The sequence below is a fragment of the Cerasibacillus sp. genome (assembly GCF_036516575.1).
Lineage (GTDB): Bacteria > Bacillota > Bacilli > Bacillales > Amphibacillaceae > Cerasibacillus.
This window is the reverse complement of the sequence record NZ_DATBTY010000003.1, coordinates 48,698-69,440: the sequence shown is the minus strand read 5'-3', so window position 1 is coordinate 69,440 and position 20,743 is coordinate 48,698. Positions and strand designations below refer to the sequence as shown.

12 protein-coding genes, 1 pseudogene and 1 riboswitch are annotated in these 20,743 nt (G+C 35.6%); of the genes and pseudogenes, 8 read left to right on the top strand and 5 right to left on the bottom strand.

What is annotated here, in order from left to right; translation table 11 throughout:
- Positions 1-50 precede the first annotated feature (50 nt).
- The 3 genes from VIG73_RS00510 to VIG73_RS00500 form a co-directional block, all read right to left on the bottom strand.
- Positions 51-713 (bottom strand): methionine ABC transporter permease, encoded by a 663-nt coding sequence (locus tag VIG73_RS00510; RefSeq protein ID WP_331638268.1) that lies wholly within the window; start codon positions 711-713, stop codon positions 51-53.
- A complete protein-coding gene (locus VIG73_RS00505; RefSeq protein WP_331638266.1) occupies positions 694-1,728 on the bottom strand; it encodes a methionine ABC transporter ATP-binding protein in 1,035 nt (344 codons plus the stop codon). The genes VIG73_RS00510 and VIG73_RS00505 overlap by 20 nt, the downstream gene beginning before the upstream one ends.
- Before the next feature lie 95 nt (positions 1,729-1,823).
- A riboswitch (SAM riboswitch) is annotated at positions 1,824-1,933 on the bottom strand.
- A gap of 141 nt (positions 1,934-2,074) precedes the next feature.
- The gene (locus VIG73_RS00500; protein ID WP_331638264.1) at positions 2,075-3,553 is read right to left on the bottom strand and encodes an aldehyde dehydrogenase family protein; all 1,479 of its coding nucleotides are present in this window, start codon (positions 3,551-3,553) and stop codon (positions 2,075-2,077) included.
- 194 nt (positions 3,554-3,747) lie between these two features.
- On the opposite strand from VIG73_RS00500, the gene VIG73_RS00495 reads away from it, so the two are divergent.
- Positions 3,748-4,608, top strand: coding sequence for a CvfB family protein (locus tag VIG73_RS00495; RefSeq protein ID WP_331638262.1), 861 nt, complete (start codon positions 3,748-3,750; stop codon positions 4,606-4,608).
- Between the two features lie 35 nt (positions 4,609-4,643).
- Here VIG73_RS00495 and VIG73_RS00490 read toward each other — a convergent pair whose 3' ends face one another.
- Positions 4,644-4,853 carry a hypothetical protein gene (locus tag VIG73_RS00490; protein ID WP_331638260.1) on the bottom strand — a complete coding sequence of 70 codons (210 nt, stop codon included), beginning with the start codon at positions 4,851-4,853 and terminating at the stop codon, positions 4,644-4,646.
- Positions 4,854-5,113: 260 nt separating this feature from the next.
- On the opposite strand from VIG73_RS00490, the pseudogene VIG73_RS00485 reads away from it, so the two are divergent.
- From VIG73_RS00485 to VIG73_RS00470, 4 genes and pseudogenes are all read left to right on the top strand, one after another.
- Positions 5,114-6,660, top strand: a pseudogene (locus tag VIG73_RS00485) (BCCT family transporter).
- Between the two features lie 149 nt (positions 6,661-6,809).
- A complete protein-coding gene (locus VIG73_RS00480; protein ID WP_331638258.1) occupies positions 6,810-7,409 on the top strand; it encodes a class I SAM-dependent methyltransferase in 600 nt (199 codons plus the stop codon).
- A gap of 117 nt (positions 7,410-7,526) precedes the next feature.
- The gene (locus tag VIG73_RS00475) at positions 7,527-7,964 is read left to right on the top strand and encodes a DUF6526 family protein (protein WP_331638256.1); all 438 of its coding nucleotides are present in this window, start codon (positions 7,527-7,529) and stop codon (positions 7,962-7,964) included.
- 105 nt (positions 7,965-8,069) lie between these two features.
- Positions 8,070-8,357 carry a hypothetical protein gene (locus tag VIG73_RS00470; protein WP_331638254.1) on the top strand — a complete coding sequence of 96 codons (288 nt, stop codon included), beginning with the start codon at positions 8,070-8,072 and terminating at the stop codon, positions 8,355-8,357.
- A gap of 9 nt (positions 8,358-8,366) precedes the next feature.
- On the opposite strand, the gene VIG73_RS00465 is transcribed toward VIG73_RS00470, so the two are convergent.
- Positions 8,367-8,546 (bottom strand): H-type small acid-soluble spore protein, encoded by a 180-nt coding sequence (locus VIG73_RS00465; protein ID WP_331638252.1) that lies wholly within the window; start codon positions 8,544-8,546, stop codon positions 8,367-8,369.
- Between the two features lie 336 nt (positions 8,547-8,882).
- Between VIG73_RS00465 and VIG73_RS00460 the strand changes: the two genes are divergently transcribed.
- The 3 genes from VIG73_RS00460 (at position 8,883) to VIG73_RS00450 (ending at position 20,627) form a co-directional block, all read left to right on the top strand.
- Positions 8,883-10,001 (top strand): VanZ family protein, encoded by a 1,119-nt coding sequence (locus VIG73_RS00460; RefSeq protein ID WP_331638250.1) that lies wholly within the window; start codon positions 8,883-8,885, stop codon positions 9,999-10,001.
- 179 nt (positions 10,002-10,180) lie between these two features.
- Positions 10,181-11,299 (top strand): response regulator, encoded by a 1,119-nt coding sequence (locus tag VIG73_RS00455; RefSeq protein ID WP_331638248.1) that lies wholly within the window; start codon positions 10,181-10,183, stop codon positions 11,297-11,299.
- Positions 11,300-11,552: 253 nt separating this feature from the next.
- Complete coding sequence (locus tag VIG73_RS00450) at positions 11,553-20,627, top strand: Cna B-type domain-containing protein (RefSeq protein ID WP_331638245.1); 9,075 nt, start codon at positions 11,553-11,555, stop codon at positions 20,625-20,627.
- Positions 20,628-20,743: the final 116 nt, after the last annotated feature.

Genomic DNA, 20,743 nt, shown 5'->3' with positions numbered 1-20,743 from the left:
GTTGATACGCTCCCTTTGTTTTTATGTTTTTTTAGTGTGTTTTCCGATAATTAACGTCGCATAACAAGTTTAGATAAAGTGTTTCCAATCCATTGGGCCAACTGAACCATGACAATTAGGATTAAGACAGTAACAAGCATGACTGTCCCGTCAAATCGTTGGTAACCATAAGTCATGGCAATATGACCTAGTCCCCCGCCACCGACAGTTCCTGCTACTGCTGAGAAATCAATCAAACCAACAGAAACAAAGGTTAGCCCTAAAATGAGTGGCCCTAATGCCTCTGGAATTAACACAGTAAATATGATTCGTAATGGACTTGCCCCCATCGCTTGTGCTGCTTCAATCACGCCAGGGTCAATACTAACGAGGTTATTTTCTACGACTCTGGCAATCGTAAAACTAGCTACAATCGTCATTGGAAAAATTGCTGCCACTGTTCCAATCGTCGTCCCGACAACAAGCCGTGTTAACTGTGAAATCGCGACAATGAAAATAATAAACGGGATCGGGCGAATGATATTAATAATGATGTTTAATACTTGAAAAACAAGCTTATTTTCTAAAATATTGTTTTCCCTCGTTACAAATAGTAAGAGTCCAACCGTAATGCCAATAATTGACCCAAAAATGAGTGTCATAACGACCATCGTAATCGTCTGTCCAGTTGCTTCAACGATTTGTGGCCAAAAACTAGACCAATCCACTTTCATCTTTTGTAACCTCCTTGATGTCAACGAGTTCTTCTAATTCTTGTAAGACTTGGTTAATGGCTTCTTTATTTCCAGTAAATGAAATCAATAAATTACCGAATAATTTATCCTGTAATTCTCGAACAGATCCATAAACAATATTGAAATCAACACCATGTTTCCTTGTAACTGTTGATAGAATCGGTTCGTTTGTAATGTCTCCTTTGAAAATTATTCGATATAGAGTTTCTCCACCATTTGACTGCCATTTTTCTAAAATATGTTTCGATGGTAAATCTTGTTGTACAGATTGAACAAAGCGCTTTGTCGTAGGATGCTTCGGATTAGTAAAGGTCTCAAACACATCCCCTGTTTCAATCACTTCCCCCTTCTCCATCACCGCTACTTTATTACAAATTTGCTGAATAACGTTCATTTCATGTGTAATGAGTAAAATCGTGATTCCAAGGTCGCGGTTAACGTTTTTTAATAATTTTAAAATGTCAGCGGTCGTATCGGGATCAAGTGCTGATGTCGCCTCATCACAAATGAGTATATCCGGTGAATTAGCGAGAGCACGTGCAATGCCGACACGCTGCTTTTGTCCCCCTGATAATTGATCTGGAAAGTCTTTCGCTTTATCTTCTAGTCCGACAAAACGGAGTAGTTCCATCACGCGTTTTTCGCGCTCCTGTTTTGGCGTACCCACTAGCTTCAATGGATAAGCCACATTCCCAGCAACTGTCCGTGCATTGAACAAATTAAAGTTTTGAAAGATCATACCGATATTTTGCCGGCGTTGTCGTAATTCTCTTTGCGATAACTTCGAAATATCAACCCCTTGAATATGGACAGATCCAGAAGACGGACGCTCTAACATATTAACGAGCCGTAATAACGTACTCTTTCCTGCTCCACTGAATCCGATAATGCCGAAGATATCACCTTCTTCAACGGTCAGTGATACATCGTTTACGGCATGTACTTTCCGTTTACCAGATGTAAATGTCTTAGATACATTTCTAAACTCAATCATCAACAGGTCCCCCTTACGTTCATTCATGTTGTTAATTAAAAATCCCCCTTTTCTTATCAAGTAAGAAAAGAGGGATTCTAGTAAAAGAATCATTCTTCTCATCTTTCAAATACGAACGTATTTGCAGGAATTGGCACAGTTTTCTTAAATAGAATCTGCTGCCGAGATGTCATCGGGCCTGTCCCTCAATCTCTCTTGATAAGAAATGATCAAGTATTTAATTTTATAAAAAGATTTATATGCTAGTCTAAGCCGAAAAGAATAGAAAGTCAAGGTCTTTTGTAAAATAAAATGATTGAGACAAGTCAATTAAATAAAAAGAGGAGGAAAAGCCTCCTCTTAAAACTTATTTATCTAAATTCACCCATACAGATTTAACTTCCGTATAGTTATCTAAAGCGTAACTACCCATTTCACGTCCGATTCCAGATTGTTTGTATCCACCAAATGGTGCCGCAGCATCAAAAGCAGTATATGTGTTAATCCAGACTGTCCCGGCCTTTAAGTTGTGTGCTAGGTAATGGGCATCGCGTAAATTCTCTGTCCAAATTCCTGCAGCTAAACCGAAATCTGAGTCATTCGCTTTAACAACTAAATCGTCCATATTATCAAAAGGAATAGCAGCTACAACCGGTCCAAATATTTCCTCTTGGGCTATCGTCATTTTATTATCAACGTTAGCGAAAATTGTTGGTGCAACGAAATAACCATTTTCAAATGGGATATGCCCACCAGTTACTAACTCTGCTCCTTCTTGGAGTCCTTTTTCAATATAGTCTGTGACTGTTTTTTGTTGTTGTGCAGAAATTAATGGTCCCATTGTCGTTTCTTTATCTAAACCATTACCTTGCTTAATTTGTTTGGCATGGTTTTCTAATTCAGCTAAGACATTGTCGTACATATCTTTTTGAATGAAAATACGGCTTCCTGCACTACATACTTGTCCTTGGTTGAACATAATACCTTGAAGAGCACCAGGGATTGCTTTTGATAAATCAGCATCAGGTAGAATAATATTTGGTGATTTTCCACCTAATTCCAGTGTGACACGTTTCATTGTGTCTGCTGCTGATTTCATAATGGATTTACCAACAGGTGTTGATCCCGTAAAGGCAATCTTATTCACTTGTGGATGATCAACAAGTGCTTGTCCAACAGAACGTCCACTACCAGGAAGAATATTAATGACCCCATCAGGGAAGCCTGCTTCTCTTGCCAATTTTGCTAAATATAAGACAGATAGTGGTGTATTCATCGCCGGTTTCATAACAACTGTACATCCTGTAGCAAGTGATGCACCAAGTTTCCATGCTGCCATCATTAGTGGGAAGTTCCAAGGAATAATAGACCCAATAACTCCAACTGGCTCATGCCGAGTATAGTTAAAATAATTCCCTTGTACAGGAATGGTTTGACCGACAATTTTAGTCGCCCATCCTGCATAATAACGGAAATGTTCAATGGATAGAGGAACATCCGCATTCATTGTTTCGCGAATTGGTTTTCCGTTATCTAGTGTTTCTAGTTGGGCGAGCTCAAGTTTATGCTCTTCCATTAAGTCAGCGAGTTTATAAATAATGCGACTTCTTTCGGCCGTCCCCATCGTTGACCAGGGACCGTTGTCGAAAGCTTCCCTTGCTGCCTTAACCGCTAGATCAACGTCTTCTGTACCTGCTTCAGCCACTTCAGCAATCTCGTCCCCTGTTGCTGGATTATATGACTTAAATGTCTTTCCTGAAACAGAATCTACGAACTTTCCATTGATATAAAGCTTTTTAACGCCTTTTAGAAAGTCCTGAAGCCTTGGACTAAGTTGTTCCGTCATCGAAATCGCTCCTTATAGCTAAATTTAATTACACAATAATTATAATACGTATAGTAGTATCCCTGTAAAGTAATTGAACTTGGAAAAAAGAACATTCATTTGCATAAAAATTTGGAAAAGCGACATGGATATGTTACTTTCAAAGAGATAAAGTAACAAGTAATCAATCTGTGAACATAGAAAGAAGGTTTAAGATGCATTCAATCCAAATTGGCACAATACAAATGATGACTGTTTCGCAAAAAGCTGAAACTGGATATGTACTCCAAAAAGGTGAGACAGAGGTCGTTCTTGTTGATCAAGAAGTGACGGAAGAGTTAGCAATAGGTGACAAAATAGACGTCTTTGTTTACCCAGATAAACGAGGTCAGCTCATGGCATCAATGAAGTTACCACAAATGGTTATTGGCACGTATGGTTGGGCTTCTGTCGTTGAAGTTATTCCTAATCTTGGTGTATTCGTTGATATCGGAAGTTCAAAAGAAATTCTAGTATCTGTTGACGATTTGCCAGTCATTGAAGCGGTGTGGCCGACTGTTGGTGACAAGCTATATGTAACATTAGGTCAGGATAAGAAAGGACGTCTGCTTGCGATTCCAGCATCCGAAGAAGAATTAAGAAGTGAGTGGGAACCCGCAAATGATATAGAGTTAAATGATCGAGTCAATGGTCATATTTATTTAACGAGTAAAGAAGGCAGTGCGTTGCTGACAGAACAAGGCTACAGAGGATTTATCCATCATACAGAAAGAGAAAGGGAACCACGATTAGGCGAGTATGTCAATGGTCGTGTCATTGAAGTGAAAGAAGATGGTACGCTTAATGTATCACTTTTGCCATTTAAGCATGAGCGGATTGATGATGATGCTGAGGTGATTCTCACTTATCTCAAACAACAAGATGGTGTCATGTCTTTTAATGATAAAAGTAGTCCCGAATCGATTCAAGAAACATTTCATATGAGTAAATCCGCCTTTAAACGTGCATTGGGTCGTTTAATGAAACAGCGTCACATCATTCAAGAAGACGGATATACGAAATTAGTTGATAAATGAAAGACACCGCGTCATTGGAACGTTTATGAATATACTCACCACATACCAAAAAGGGCTGAACGATATCGCAAAGCAAGCGACCGTACGGCCCTTTTCACTTTATTTTTTTCAATCGTGATGATTGCTAAGATGAATGCTACGATGATAAAAAAGATTGTTGTTAAAAAAATCATTATAGAAGTTTCAATCGTAAAGAAACGATCAATTAAAAAGGCAAAAGCTTTAAAATAGAGAAATGTCAACACAATAATGAATATCCAATCATTAAATCACCACTGACAAAGCATTAATCAAAATATAACCAATTATTCATCCCTTTGCAGCACAGAGAAATATTCAGTTTTCATAGATATCACTTGAATCATAAGTGAATGTTATGTACTTTCATATAAAGGCATAAACAAAGGGAGTTGTAACTATTATTGCTTGTAAAATCCCATAGCGATGTTTTTCTTTGTTAAAAAGAGGCAAACTAAAGAGTAAAATTATAATAAAGGAGACAAGCATGGGTAAAACGGTTTTTAGAAATCCAGTATTCATTGTATCATCAGTTATTTTGTTCATTTTAGTCATTATCGGAGCAATCTTTCCAAAATCATTTGGAAGAGTAGCTAGTCAGCTTTTTAATTTCACGACAACAAAATTCGGCTGGTTTTATTTACTCGCCGTATTTATTATTATTTTATTTTTAATCGGCTTAGCTTTTAGTAAATATGGGTCGATTCGTCTTGGTGGAAAAGATGAGGAGCCTGACTTTCCGTTCTTTACTTGGATCGGGATGTTGTTTTCAGCTGGTTTTGGTGCTGGTTTAGTCTTTTGGGGTGTCGCAGAGCCAATGAGTCATTTCTTTAATACCCCGTTTGCAGGCATTGAAGCAGAAACGGAACAAGCTGCTCGCGTTGCCATGGGTTACTCCTTTTTTCACTGGGGCATTAGCCAATGGTCAGTCTTTGCGATTGTCGGTTTGGTCATCGGATTTCTCCAGTTTAAAAAAAGCAAAGACGGTCTCGTATCAACAGCTTTAGAACCCGTTACTGGAAAGCGTCCAGGTGTTAAACATACAATCGATTCATTAGCTGTTATATCGACGGTATGGGTGTGGCAACATCTATCGGTTTAGGTGTTATGCAAATGAACGGGGGACTAACTGCCGTCTTTGGTACCAACCAATCGATTACGGTTCAAATGGTGCTGATTCTCACTGTCTTCTTAGCATATATGTTATCCGCAACAACAGGGCTTAATAAGGGGATCCGATTCCTCAGTAATTTAAATCTTGGACTTGCTCTAGGATTATTGTTATTTGTATTTTTTACTGGCCCAACCGTTTTCATTTTAGAAACATTCACATTAGCTATTGGTGATTATATCAATAGTTTCGTTTCTTATAGTTTAAGGTTAGAACCTTATGTTGGTGGTCATTGGGTTCGTGATTGGACAATTTTCTATTGGGCATGGGCAATTGCGTGGTCTCCGTTTGTAGGAGCCTTTGTCGCACGTGTGTCGAAGGGAAGAACAATCCGTGAATTTATTTTCGGAGTCATGATTGTACCGCCACTAATAGCCTGTTTATGGATTGCTGTCTTTGGTGGTACGGCACTGTGGAATGATTTAAATCAAGGAACACAGATCGCTCAAGCAGTAGACGCCGATTTAACACAGGCGTTATTCCAAACATTTGAGCATGTTCCATTTACACCGGTACTTAATGTCTTAGCCGTATTACTTATTTTTACATTCTTGATTACGTCGGCTGATTCAGCAACGTATATTTTATCGAGCATGACATCGTATGGAAGTTTAAATCCCCCACTTGTTGCAAAAATTGTTTGGGGTGTGCTCGTGTCAGCGATTGCTGCTGTCCTACTCTATGCAGGCGGTTTAGAGGCACTACAAACGGCATCACTCATCTCTGCATTACCATTTACGGCTATTTTGCTCATACTTATAATTGCGATTGTCAAATTACTAAAAAGAGAATTATTACCGATAAAGAAATCGGACTTACGACGTTTTAAACGTCTAGAAAAAGAAGCGAACAAAATGGATTAACATATTAAACAGCCTCATTTCATTATTGGAGTGAGGCTGTTTTTATCATATGTACTTGTATTCTTTTTTCTTAATAGTATGATAGGGGATTAGATAGTAGATTTATAACTATGAAAAATAAAGAACATCAAGAATAGGGGAAGAAGAAAGTGGTTGAGAGAAAGTTTGATCAGTTATTGGGGATTCGGACAGACGGAATCCGCGAATGGCGTGGCAATGTGCCGTATAATCGTTATGAACCGACACCATACGTCGCACTAGAAAAGCTGTTTCAAGCATATCGTTTAGAGGAAGATGATGAAGTCGTTGATTTCGGTTGTGGGCGTGGGCGTGTTTCATTTTATATTCATCACCGTTTTCAGGTTCCTGTGACAGGTGTTGAAAATAATGATAAAACATTTGAAGAAGCACTGGATAATGAAGCATCTTATCGACGTGGTCGCGAACATATCATGGCACCACTCGATTTGGAGTATGGACTTGCAGAAATGTATGAAATTGAAGAGACGGAAAACTGTTTCTACTTTTTCAATCCTTTTTCTGTAAAAATATTTCAGAAAGTTGTCCACAATATCATGACATCACTTAAAAGACATGATCGCCCTATGGACCTCATTCTCTATTATCCGTTACCAGAGTATAAGCAGTTTCTAAAACAAAAGACACCTTTCCGCCTGATTAATAAAGTTCGTGTACCTGAGGCGAATCACGGCAAACGTGGTAAATTTAAGATATATCGATACGCGTAAAAGGAGCTACCAAGTACCCCACTTACCTTGAGTACCATCTATTAACGATGGAATAGTATATAGTGTATGGGGTATTTCATTCTATGCTGAAAAGGAAGTTTAGAGGAGGCTAGGAGAGTGAAACAAGATCAAAACTATGAAAAACATGTCCGTTATGACCCTGTCCAGCATTTCGTATGGTTACCCGTTAGTTTACTCACGATTATTTTAACGGTTGTATTTACTGTTCAGTCAGTCCGTGCTGGAGAGATGACCGTGTCTGTGTTCATTTTAATCGGACTTGTCATCATGTCATTTCTAGCTGGTTTTCTGGCAAGGCGTAATCCACTGAAAACACAAGATCGCATCATCCGCTTAGAAGAGCAAATGCGCTACTACATGATAACAGGAAAACGAATCGATTCCCGTTTAACAGTACAACAATTAATCGCCCTACGCTTTGCATCAGATGAAGAATTTGCTGACTTAGCTAATCGCGCAGCAGAGATGAATATGAGTCCCAATGACATAAAAAAAGAAATCAAAAAGTGGCGACCTGATTTACACCGCGTCTAATCAATCGCCCATTTCGCTAGTAATGGAATGGGCATCTATCATTTTTTGAAACTTTTTACCATCCATTGACGTACACGTGGTATAAAGGATTTGGAGGAATCTTAAGTGACATTATTAGCTGTTCAACCATATGCCAAAGTTCAACGCGATGTATCGAGTGTCAAACAAGTTCAACGGGAAGAAATGCGCGAAATCCGTTTATATACTGACCGTATTGAAACGAAACATCACACATTTCCGATTCAAGATGTGTTAGACATGTCCTATTACGCATTAGGCAATAAAGGTGGCCTCCTTTATTTACATACCATTAGAGGGGTTTATTCGTATCATGTCTATCAAACACCACAAGCATTTATCGACTCCTTTAAAACACATCAAGATAGCCTCTAAGAGACAGGCTTATCGCTCTTCTAATTGATTAAGTTGCACATCAAACTCTTCAGTCGGATCATCCAGTAGATACACCCTTGCGATATCATTTGATTCATGAACATGCTGGATATAGACACGTTTTCCTTGATATGTGACATGTTTTAGATCTGGCGACTCTGAAATTTCAATGGCTCGATTCCGGTTCATTTTAACATCTCCTTGTTTTAAAATTAGATATCATTCAATAACTGTTCTTTTTCAGTTTATGCAGTTGTCATATTAGTATTCAGTTACAATAACTTCTTACTCGAGTAATGATGAACAAATATGAATATCATATTATAAGTGACGTTAAAAGTATATCGCTCATGATGTTGTTTTTTAGTAAATCTTATATTTTACATTTAATATCACTTTCTTTGTCTATCATATTCGTCTTCATTTGCCTAACTTAAGCTTAACTTTGGTATTAATTTGTTCTATAATGTCTATCGTTAGGAATTATATGAGTCGAGTTGATTGTAGAATTAAAGGAGAAGTGGTATGTCCATTCACTTATTTTCTGTTTTTACTTCATTAGCGGTGTTTTTATTGTTATCAAGTGCTTTAGCAACACCGTGGATTATATATCAATATCGTAAACATGGTTATTTTAACTTCTGGCGTTCATTCGTTTTAGTCAGTTTTTTATTTTATTTAATGACTGCTTACTTTTTAGTTGTTTTACCAATACCAGATGTGCGCAACAATTGTGCAGATATGGCAAATACTGTATATTCACAACTTAAGCCGTTTCAATTTATCCATGATATTGAACGTGAAACAGGTATCATTTGGAGTTCCTTAGCGAGTTATCATGTTTTGTTACGAGCACCAAGTGTTTATCAAGTGGTGTTTAACATTCTTTTGTTACTACCGCTAGGCGTGTATTTAAGATATTATTTTGTGAAGAAAAGTAAATGGTTTTATGCTGTAATGATTGGTTTTCTTGTTTCCTTATTTTTTGAAATCACACAGAGAACGGCTTTATTTGGCTACTTTGAATGTCCATACCGTTTATTTGATGTAGATGATTTAATAATGAACACATTAGGAGCAACAATAGGTTTCTTTATAGCGCCGATGATTCTATTCTTTATTCCGTCAAAAAGTAGAATTCGTGAAGTGGATATTAAACATCAGAGTGATAAGCACGCCACATATGGCATACAAGTGATAGAATTATTTATTAATATTTCTATTAGTAAATTTGTAACGGGATTGTTTACTACTAATGATGGACCAGCATTAATAAGTATAATCGTATTTAGCTTAATGCTTTTATTAACAATGGTTGTTATACCACTGTTTTCCAACGGCTTTACTATTGGTGGATTAATCTTACGTGTTCGGATAAAACAAAAGCCTAAATTATTTTCGTCTTTAATGAATCGGTATCTAATTATAGTATTACCGTATTTATATAGTCAGTTAGCAAATAGTATTTTACAGTATCCGAGTGAAGATGTGTTGGTTATTTTGCTAGGTATTCTTTTAGTACTTAGCTCGTTCCTTATTTGGTTTATTCTATTCCTTCATATTATAGTAAAGTGGTATAAAAAAGCAGCTCGTCCTTTCTTTAATGATTATGCAAATATAGAAATGGAAAGAGTTAATAAATAGAAGGTTAAATATAATATGACGAAATAAAGTTCTAGAAAAGCCCATTTTATAGAGAAAATGGGCTTTTCTAATGAAATATAAGGTTTAATAATATTTTTATATATATGATACAATGGTTCTGCCATCACTTTTATTTTTATATAAGTCTAACTATTACAAAAACAGCGGGAGGAAATTATGTGAGAGCAATCCTTGTTGATGATGAGCAATTGGCTTTGGATTTTATGGAAATTCAACTCGGAAAAATAGAGAACATAGATATCTTAGGGAAATATACGAATCCATTGGAAGCCATGGATCAGATTGTTAATCAAGAAGTCGATATTGTTTTTTTAGATATTCATCTGCCAGAGATAAATGGTATCGAATTAGCAGAAAAAATATTAGAAGAAAAACCTGAACAAACAATTGTTTTTGTTACAGCTTATGATGAATATGCTATAAAGGCTTTTGAACTTAATGCTATAGATTATTTAATGAAGCCCGTTCAATTAGAACGATTAAAAGAAACGATAAGACGGGTGGAAAGGAGACAACAACCATCTACCAGAACTCTTACAACACTTTCTATTCGTGTTCTTGGTGATTTTGCTATTGAAATAAACGGAGACAAAAGTGAAACGATAACGTGGCGCACAAAAAAAGCAGAGGAATTGTTTCTATACTTACTACATCATAAAGACAAGCTAGTCAGAAAAACAACATTAATCGATTTACTTTGGCAAGATGTTGAGCTTGAGCGTGCGAATTCGTTATTATATACAACTATTTATTATGTTCGAAAAACGTTGAGCCCCTATCATAATCATATAAGAGTAAAAAATTCTTCAGATGGTTATGTGCTTGAAACTAAAAATGTTGTATTAGATGTAGAAAAATGGGAAAAGGAGCTGGCGACACTTCCTGCTATTAATGAGATGACGATTGACCGTTATACAAATGTTATGAAGCAATATAAAGGACCATACTTACAGGATTATAATTATTTGTGGGCAGAAGCAGACCAATATCGGTTAGAACAGCAATGGTTGATAACCGCTTTAGAAATAGCCAACTCTTACCATTATAGTAAAAACATGTCAAAAGCAAAATTTTGGTATAACCAAATAAGTGAACACCGTCCAGATGTAGAAGAGGCTCATCTTGCACTAATGAAAATCTATGCAAAGGAAGAACATACAGTTCTTGTCCATCAGCAATACAACTTGTTGAAAGATTATTTAAGTAAAGAGTTTGGTGTAACACCAAACGCTGATATATCAAATTGGTATGATAATTGGAAGAAGGAAAAGACGTAAAACAAGAAGTGAATGTGATACTTCTTGTTTTTTTTGTTGTTGATTACACAATATATTTCTCCTTTTAACTAATAAACATCGTAGCATTAATAACACTATGAACGTGTTTATAAATTGTTTAGTTCTTAACATTATGATATAGAATGGAAAAATTATTTATAGAGTAGCTCCATTATTAGAAAGTATGTGCACATCATTAATAAATGGGGATGTAAGTATAAAAAAACTAAACAAAAGAAGGGAGAAATATAGTGTGAAACAACGAAGCATAAGGAAATTTCAAGCATTAGCTATGATATTTCTATTACTAATGAGCACAGTTACTTCACCGGTGATGATTCTCGCCGAAGGAACAATGGAACATCAGCAAGTCGTCGCTGATGAAGAAGCGGAGGAATCTAAACTAGGAAACGAAGAAATAGAAGTGCAAGAGGAATCTTCTGAAGATCTATCAGAAAGTGACTTATCGCCTGATGAGAGTGTTTCAAATGGCGTTGAAGAAAAAGTAGAAACAGAGAAATCAAACGAGTCTATATCTGAAGATAAAATTGATATTCAGAATAAACAAGAAGAAAAACAAGACATAATAGATAACGTAGAGAAAGAAGAAAAACAAACATTAAAGACAAAAGAGAAGCATGAAAAGAATCAGTTGAAAGAAGTCAATAGGGAAAACGACGAGGAAAGAGAAGTAAAAGAAGCTGTCGAAATAAAGGAAAATATCATTACAGATGTCAAGCTGAAACAAAAGTTAGATGATGGAACTGAACAAGAATTGTTGCCGGGAACAGAAATTATTGTTGAGTATCCATATAATGAATTTCAAGTAGAGATATTATATGAATTTGCACTTCCGGCTGATCATTCTTATGGAGCAGGGTCAACATATACAATTAATATTCCAGATATGTTTACCGTACAGCCAAATCCTGAACCTACTGAGTTAACATCACCAGACGGGACAGTTTTTGGTCATTTTATCCTAACTAAAAATGGCAAAATTGTTATAACATTTAATGAGAATATCGTAGGAAGAAAAGATATATCAGGACATATTAAAGCAGAGTCAAATTTTGATAAACATTACACAGGTCCTGCAGAAGGAGAAACACTTCGTTTCCCTGTTTCCGGAGAGGAATCTATTGATTTTCCAGTTAAGTTTATTCCAAGTGGCTCATCAATAGACAAGCAAGGAATGCCGAATAAAGTTTATAACACAGAAACGATTACGTGGACAGTAGATTTTAATAAAAATTTAAATACTATTGAAGATGCGACCCTTGAAGATGTAACTAAAGGAAATCACGCATTTAAAGAAGGCTCACTAAGAGTTTTCAAACTTCATATTAATGCAGATGGAACGATTGATGAAAGTAAGACGGTGGAAATGGAAAATCATGGATTCGGCGAGGAGTTTCCACTCCATATGGGAGAAATAGATTCTGCATATCGTGTTATCTATGAAACAGAGATACCGAAAACTGATAAAGGTGAAGTATATGAAAACGACGCGACATTGAGCGGGAGTAATATTGACCCAGCTAACGCAAGTGCAACCGTTTCTGTAAAGCGTGGTAAACCACTTGATAAGAAATCAGTTGATTATAATAATGTTTCACAGACGATTAAGTGGGAAGTAAAATATAACTATGATGAAAAAGATATTCCGCAGAACAAAGCGAAATTAAAAGACATATTTGGAAAAAACCAAGAATTTGTGGAAGGTAGCTTAACGGTTGTAGAGGTAGAAATTGATTCGAAAACCGGTGAAGAAATTAATACGATAGAAGTTAGTTCTGATAAATATACAGTGACACATACTGATAACGGTTTTGATTTTCAGTTTAATGAGAAAGTAGATAAAGGGTATAAAATAATTTATCAAACAAGAGCGACTGAACGAGTTAATGCAGATGGAAATGTAACTAATACAATTTCAGACGAATACGAAAATGTTATTAAGGGTGGACAGTTTATCAGTCAAGGTATTTTTATTAAATCACATGATGGAAAGCCTGATTATAATAAAAAAGAGACGAGCTGGACAATCTTAATTAACAGAGACGAACAACAGATGAAAGATGTTGCGTTCTTTGATACATTACCTAAAGGATTTTCACCGAAAAATTTACATGTCACTCATGACGGGATTGATTGGGAAGAAGGTAAGCATTACTCATATCATTACGATGAAGATAGTCGAAAAATAGAAATTGAATTTAATCAAGAGTTAACAAAAAGAGTTTATATCACATATGTAACAGAAATCGATTATGACAAAGTGGATTCAAAAGGTGTCAAATTTACGAATAAAGCTCAATTAGAATGGATTCCAGAAAATGAAACAATAAAAATCACCAAAGAGGGAACTGCAGAGTTTGATCCAGATAGTTTTACGAAAGCAAACGGATTTAAAAAAGGTAAATACAATCCTGTCACAAAAGAAATTACATGGACTATTGGCGTGAACTATAATAAAGCAACACTTGAAGATGTCGTCGTCGAAGACTTTATTACAGGGGATCAGAACTTTGATATAAATAATGTTAAAGTATATGACATGATATTGACAGGAACAGCAAATGGATTTAAAAAAGGTGAAGAAATCAAAGGTGTTGATATTAAAGAAATAGTTGGAATAAATGATGAGCCGGGTTTTAAAGTAGTACTTGGTGACATTGCGACACCTTATGTCATTGAATATACAACAGATTTGAATGAAAAATTAGTAGATGAAAAGTATGATAATATAGCGACAGTAAAGAGTAAGAATCAAGAAGATAATGAATTAAAAGCTACCGTAAAGCCAACACATGGTGGTGAATATACAAAGAAAAACGCAGAACAAGATAGTGATAACCCACGTATTGTCCATTGGAACGTTAATCTTAACTTTACACAGTCAACGGTATCAAATCTATCATTAACGGATACGCCTAGTATTAATCAAAAGTTATTAAAAGATACAATCAAGATTTATGAGACAACTGTTACTGAAAAGGGTATTACAAAAAACCCTGAAAAATTACTAAATGAGGGCGAACATTATACCGTAACAATTGAAGAAAACGACGAAGGACAAGAAACATTTACAATCGATTTTATTGCCGACAAGATCGATCGTGCTTATGTCTTAGAGTATGATACTTATATATTGTATAAAGGTGATGGTGATATATCTAATGAAGCTCGATTCAATGCTGAGGAAACAAAGGATTTAGAGACTGATCATTCCTTTACACAAAAGATTGAACTGAGCAATGTAAGTGGTGGAATTAACGGAGAAGTAGGCAGCTTACAAGTTAAAAAAGTTGATTATGATGACAAGTCTGTCACTTTAGAAGGTGCGATTTTCGAACTTTATGACGAAACAGGTGAAGTATTACTAAAAACGGCTACTACAAATGAAGAAGGAATAGCTACTTTTAAAAATCTTTTATATACAAATTATATTTTAAAAGAGGAGTCAGCACCTGAAGGATATGTTGTCGGTATCAAAGACGAACAAGTCGTAAAAGTAAACGAAAAAATAACACAATTAGAAGTGAAAAATAAAAAGATTAAACGCCACGTTCAGTTGAAAAAAATCGATGGTACAGATGACATACCATTAACAGGCGTTGTGTTCCAATTGTATAAAGATGACATCTTGCACAGTGAACATACGACGGATAAAGATGGTGCTATCATAGTAGAAGATCTCGAGCCTGGAAATTATTATTTCTTGGAAAAGACACCGCAAGAGTATTATCAAAAAAATGAAAACAAATATGATTTTTCTATTGAAGACAAACAAACAGAAATAGATAAAATCACTGTTGAAAATGAATTAATTCCAGGTAAAGTTACAATTAAAAAAGTTGACTTTGATCATACGGATCAACCTTTATCGGGAGCTGTTTTTCATATTATTAATGAAGCAAAGCAATTAGTTGATGTTATCACAACGGATGAAAAGGGCGAAGCAACATCAAAAGATTTACGTCCTGGTAACTATATACTTAAAGAAATACAAGCACCATATGGTTATAAACTTTCTTCTAAAGCAAAAGATGGTATAGAATTTACAATTAATCGAAGTGAAAAAGTTGAAACGCTTGCACTAGATACGATTACAAACGAAGTAAAAACAGCAAAAATCAAAGTAGTCAAAATGGATGCTATTCACCCTTCGAAAAAATTAGCAGAGTCTAAATTTAAGTTAACAGATGAAGATGGTAATGAAATCGAAACCGGAATAACGAATAATAGGGGTGAAATTCAGTTTGAAACTGAATTAAAACCAGGTACTTATTATGTAGAAGAAATAGAAGCACCTGAAGGATATATTAAAAAAGATGAGAAAATAATAATAGAAATTTCACTAGATGATGTACATGAAGGTAAGATTGTAACAAAAGAGATAAAAAATGATCCGTTTGCAGAAGTTATCTTGCAAAAACAAGATTCAGAAACAGCCTATCATAGGTTAGCAGGTGCTATATTTAACGTTATTGATGCGACAAGTCAAGAACCGATTGCTGGCTTTACGAACTTAAAAACAAATCAAGAAGGTAAAATAAGTATTACAGGTTTACCGGCTGGTACGTATAAGCTTAAAGAAATAGAGCCACCACACGGGTATAAGATTCAAGGTGACGGTTTAACGGAGTCTTTCACTGTTTCAGAAACAGTAGAAACGACACAATCCATTTCTGTTGGTCCTATTCATAACGATATAGTCAAAGGTTCAGTTGAATTAACTAAAATTGATGGCGATACAGACAAACCTTTAGAAGGTGTAGAATTTACTTTAGAACCGATTGAGCTAAAAAATGATGGAACATATGAAAAAACAACACATAAAACAGATGAGAATGGTCACATTTTTGTTGACAATTTACGTCCTGGAAAATATAAATTTAAGGAAGTAGCTCCTTTACCAGGGTATCAGCCATATTGGGGGACAATCGAGTTTGAAATTGAACTTGGTCCTAATAAGGTAGTAAATGTTCCAAATGTGAAAAATTATAAGCTCGTTGATATACCGGTAACTAAAAAATGGAATGATCAAAGTAACATTGATAAGAGACCTGCTCATATTGAGCTACAGCTCTATCGTAGCGATAATAAGCAACAACCCTATAAGATAGAAAAGATAAGTGCTGAAGACAATTGGTCACATATTTTTACAGAGTTAGATGCTGTAGATAAACAGGGGAATAAATACGAATACACTGTACAAGAAGCACCTATTGAAGGATATAAACTAGAAAGTATAACCGGTCATGCTAAAGACGGCTTTGAAATAATTAACGTACTAACAACTACAATCGAAGTTGAGAAGTATTGGGAAGATGATCATAATGCACTGAAAGATCGTCCATCTGAAATCACTGTTGAATTATATCAAGATGAACAACTTCTAAAAACCGACAAGATTAAAGCTATCAATGATTGGACACATGAATTTATTAATTTACCAATCTATGATGTAGATGGCGATAAATATAAGTATACAGTAAAAGAAAAAGATATTTCTGGTTACAAGCAGAAGAATTTTGAAACAACAGATAACGGTTTTAAAATCACAAATGTTCGTACAGGTGAAAAAGATATTAAAGTAACGAAAACATGGAAAGATGAAGAAAATACAGCTCAACGTCCAAATAGTATTTCAATAGAGCTTTATCAAAAGCTTCATGATGAAAAAGATTTTCCAGAAAAGTCATTCAAAGATAAGGTTATCAAACCAGATCAGAACGGTAATTGGGAGCATGTATTTACGGATTTACCAGCATTCGATGAAAATGGGAAAGCCTATAAATATAAGATTGTAGAACAGCCTGTACCTGGTTATAAATCGACCATTACTTCTAATGGTGATGAAGTTAAAATTACAAACGTTCGAACAGGTTTGACAACGGTAGAAGGTAAGAAAACATGGAAGGATGATCATAATCCGGACCGTCCTGAAGAAATAGAAGTCATGCTTGAGCGAAACGATGGAGAAACATTTACAAAAAAGGTAACGGCTGAAGATGACTGGAAATACTCTTTTACTGACCTTCCAAAGTATGATGAAGAAGGAATACCTTATGTTTATAAAGTAAAAGAGAACAATGTGCCAAAGGGATATCAGTCAACTGTAGATGGAAATGACATCATTAATACACGTATTGGTACGACTGATATTAAAGTTGTAAAAGAATGGTTAGATGATCATATTGCAGACAGGCCAGATGAGATAACTGTAAATCTTCTTCAAAATGGCCGTCCTGTAGATGCAGCTACTATTTACGCAAAAGAAGGCAAATGGGAATATATATTCAAGGACCTACCTAAATATGATGAAAATGGAAAAGCCTATGCATACAATATTGAAGAAGAACCAGTTAAAGGTTATAAGACGAAATCAATAGAAACAACTGAAAATGGAGATTATAAGATTACAAATGTCCGTAGTGAAAAGACGGAAATCGACATAACTAAAGAATGGCTTGATACACCTGAAACTGAAAGTCGTCCTGAAAGTATTACAGTCCAATTATTCCAAAAAGACGCTGAACAGAATAAACTAGTCGATACAGTGATTATTGAGCCAGATACGAAGGATGTTTGGCAACATACATTTACAGACTTAGAAAAGTATGATGAAGAGGGTAACATTATTAAATATATTGTTAAAGAACGAAATGTACCTGGTTATCAACCGATCGTTAAAGCAGTAGGTGATAAGCGTCCTGATCATATAACGGTTGAACTTTTTAGAAGTGACAACGAACAAAAAGCATATCGTACAGCTGTGATTAGAGCTACTGATGACTGGAAATATACTTTCGATCATTTAGAAATGTATGATGAGGAAGGATTACCATACTCTTATGAAGTGAAAGAGCTACCAGTTGCCGGTTATAAAACAAAGCAAGAGGAAACATCTAATGGTGTAAAAATCACGAATATCCGTGAAGATAAAACGTCTGTTGAAGTGACTAAGCAATGGAATGACAATAACAAAACAGATCGTCGTCCGGAAAAAGTCGAAGTCGAATTATATCGTAGTGACAATAAAAATGTTCCGATTAAAACAGCTGAAATCAATGTAAATAAAGACGGTGAATGGAAGCATATCTTTACAGACTTGGATGCATTTGACAAAGATGGCGTTGCTTATGAATATACAGTTAAAGAGAAGTCAGTTGATGGATATGAACTTGAAAGCATAACTGGTGATATGGAGAACGGCTTCGTCATAACAAACGTTCTAATGACATCTATTGAAGTAGAAAAAGAATGGAAAGATGAAAATTCCAAAGATCGTCCAGATTTTGTTGTTGTTGAGCTGTATCGTAACAATGAATATGTGACGGAAGCTAAAGTAGGGGCATTACAAGATTGGAAACACATATTTGAAAATATTGTCGCATTCGACGAAGAAGGAGCGGCTTATACGTATACCGTCAAAGAAAAAAATATAGATGGAAACTATAAGTTAAAAGGGATTACAGGAAATGCCGAAGATGGTTTTGTTATGACTAATGTTCGTACAGGTACGGTAGTGGTAGAGGGAACAAAAATATGGAAAGATGACAATCCACAAGATCGACCTGGCTCTATCAAGATAAACTTACTTCAAAACGGTGTCGTTGTTGACACGCAAGTAGTCACGGCTGAAGACGATTGGACCTACAGCTTCACAGACTTAGATAAGTATGATGAAGAAGGTGTCGTTTACGAGTATACGGTTAAAGAACATGATGTTCCAGGTTATAAATCTGATGTTGACGGATTTGATATCACAAATACGCGTTCAGAGAAGAAATCAATTGAAGTTACAAAAGGTTGGTTGGATAGTGAATCAACTAAACGTCCAGATACGATAATCGTTCATCTGTTACAAAATGGTGAAATCATTGAGACAGTCAAGTTAACAAAAGACGAAGGTTGGTCATATACTTTCGAAGATCTGGAAGCATATGATAAAAATGGTATGGCTTATGAGTATACGGTTGAAGAACAGTCAATCGAAGGTTACGATACAATAATTGATGGATTCGACATAACAAACCTTCGTGTAGGAAAGACAGAAGTATCAGGTACGAAAACATGGCTAGACGATAATTCAGAGACTCGTCCGGAATCTATTACAGTGAAACTCTTACAAAATGGTAAGGAGATAGACTCTCAAGAAGTGACAGCAGATGATGATTGGGAGTACAGTTTTACTGATTTAGATGAATTCGATGAGAACGGCGTAGCTTACAAGTACGCAGTCGAAGAAGAAACAGTCAAAGGATATGAAACAATAATTGACGGCTATGATTTAACGAACGTCCGAGCAGGTAAAACAGAAGTATCTGGAATGAAGACTTGGAAGGATGGAAATTCTAAAGATCGTCCAGAATCAATCACAGTGAAACTTCTACAAAATGATGAGGAAATTGATTCTCAAAAAGTCACAGCTGAAAATAATTGGGAATACATTTTCACCGATTTAGAAGCATTCGATGAAAGCGGAGTCGCTTACACGTATTCAATTAAAGAAGAATCCGTTAAAGGATATGAAACGACAATTGATGGTTATAATTTAACAAACTTACGTGTAGGCAAGACAGAAGTATCAGGTACGAAAACATGGAAGGATGAGGATTCAAAAGACCGTCCGGAATCCATTACTGTAAATCTTCTCCAAAATGGAAAGAAAATAGACTCTCAAGAAGTAACATCGAAAGATAACTGGCTATATCAATTCACCGATTTAGAAGCATATGATGAAAACGGTGTTCCTTATGAGTACACGGTTGAAGAAGAATCGGTTGATGGTTATGAAACAATAATCGATGGATTCGACATTACAAATATTCGAGTAGGTTTAATAGATGTCTCAGGTACAAAAACATGGAAAAACGATACACTTGCAGATCGTCCAACATCAATTACCGTTAACTTATTAGCAAATGGTAAACTAGTAGACAGCTTAGAAGTGACGGCTGAGATGAATTGGCAGTATAATTTCTCACGTTTACCTGCATATGACCATGAAGGAAAAACAATAGAATATACTGTCGAAGAAGTTGAAGTGCCAGGTTATACATCTGAAATCAATGGATTTGACATTACAAATACACTGATTCCTATCGAACCTAATGAGCCAGGAAAACATGAAGATGTAAACAAAGAAAATCAGAAGAAACCGGAAGAAGAAGTAAAAACAGCAGAAGACAATAAAACGGGTACACAATTACCTAAAACAGCAACAAATATGTATAACTTAATATTTGTAGGAACGTTAATTATTGTCATTGGTATTGTGTTAGCTTTAGTAAGAAGACGCAAAATAAATGAATAATATCGTGATTCGATTGTTACAAGATAAGAGTCTCTATTCTGAGACTCTTATCATTTTTTAATAGCGCTATACACTTACAGGTATTAGTGCCTTCGAAAGAGGTTTTCTACAAATAA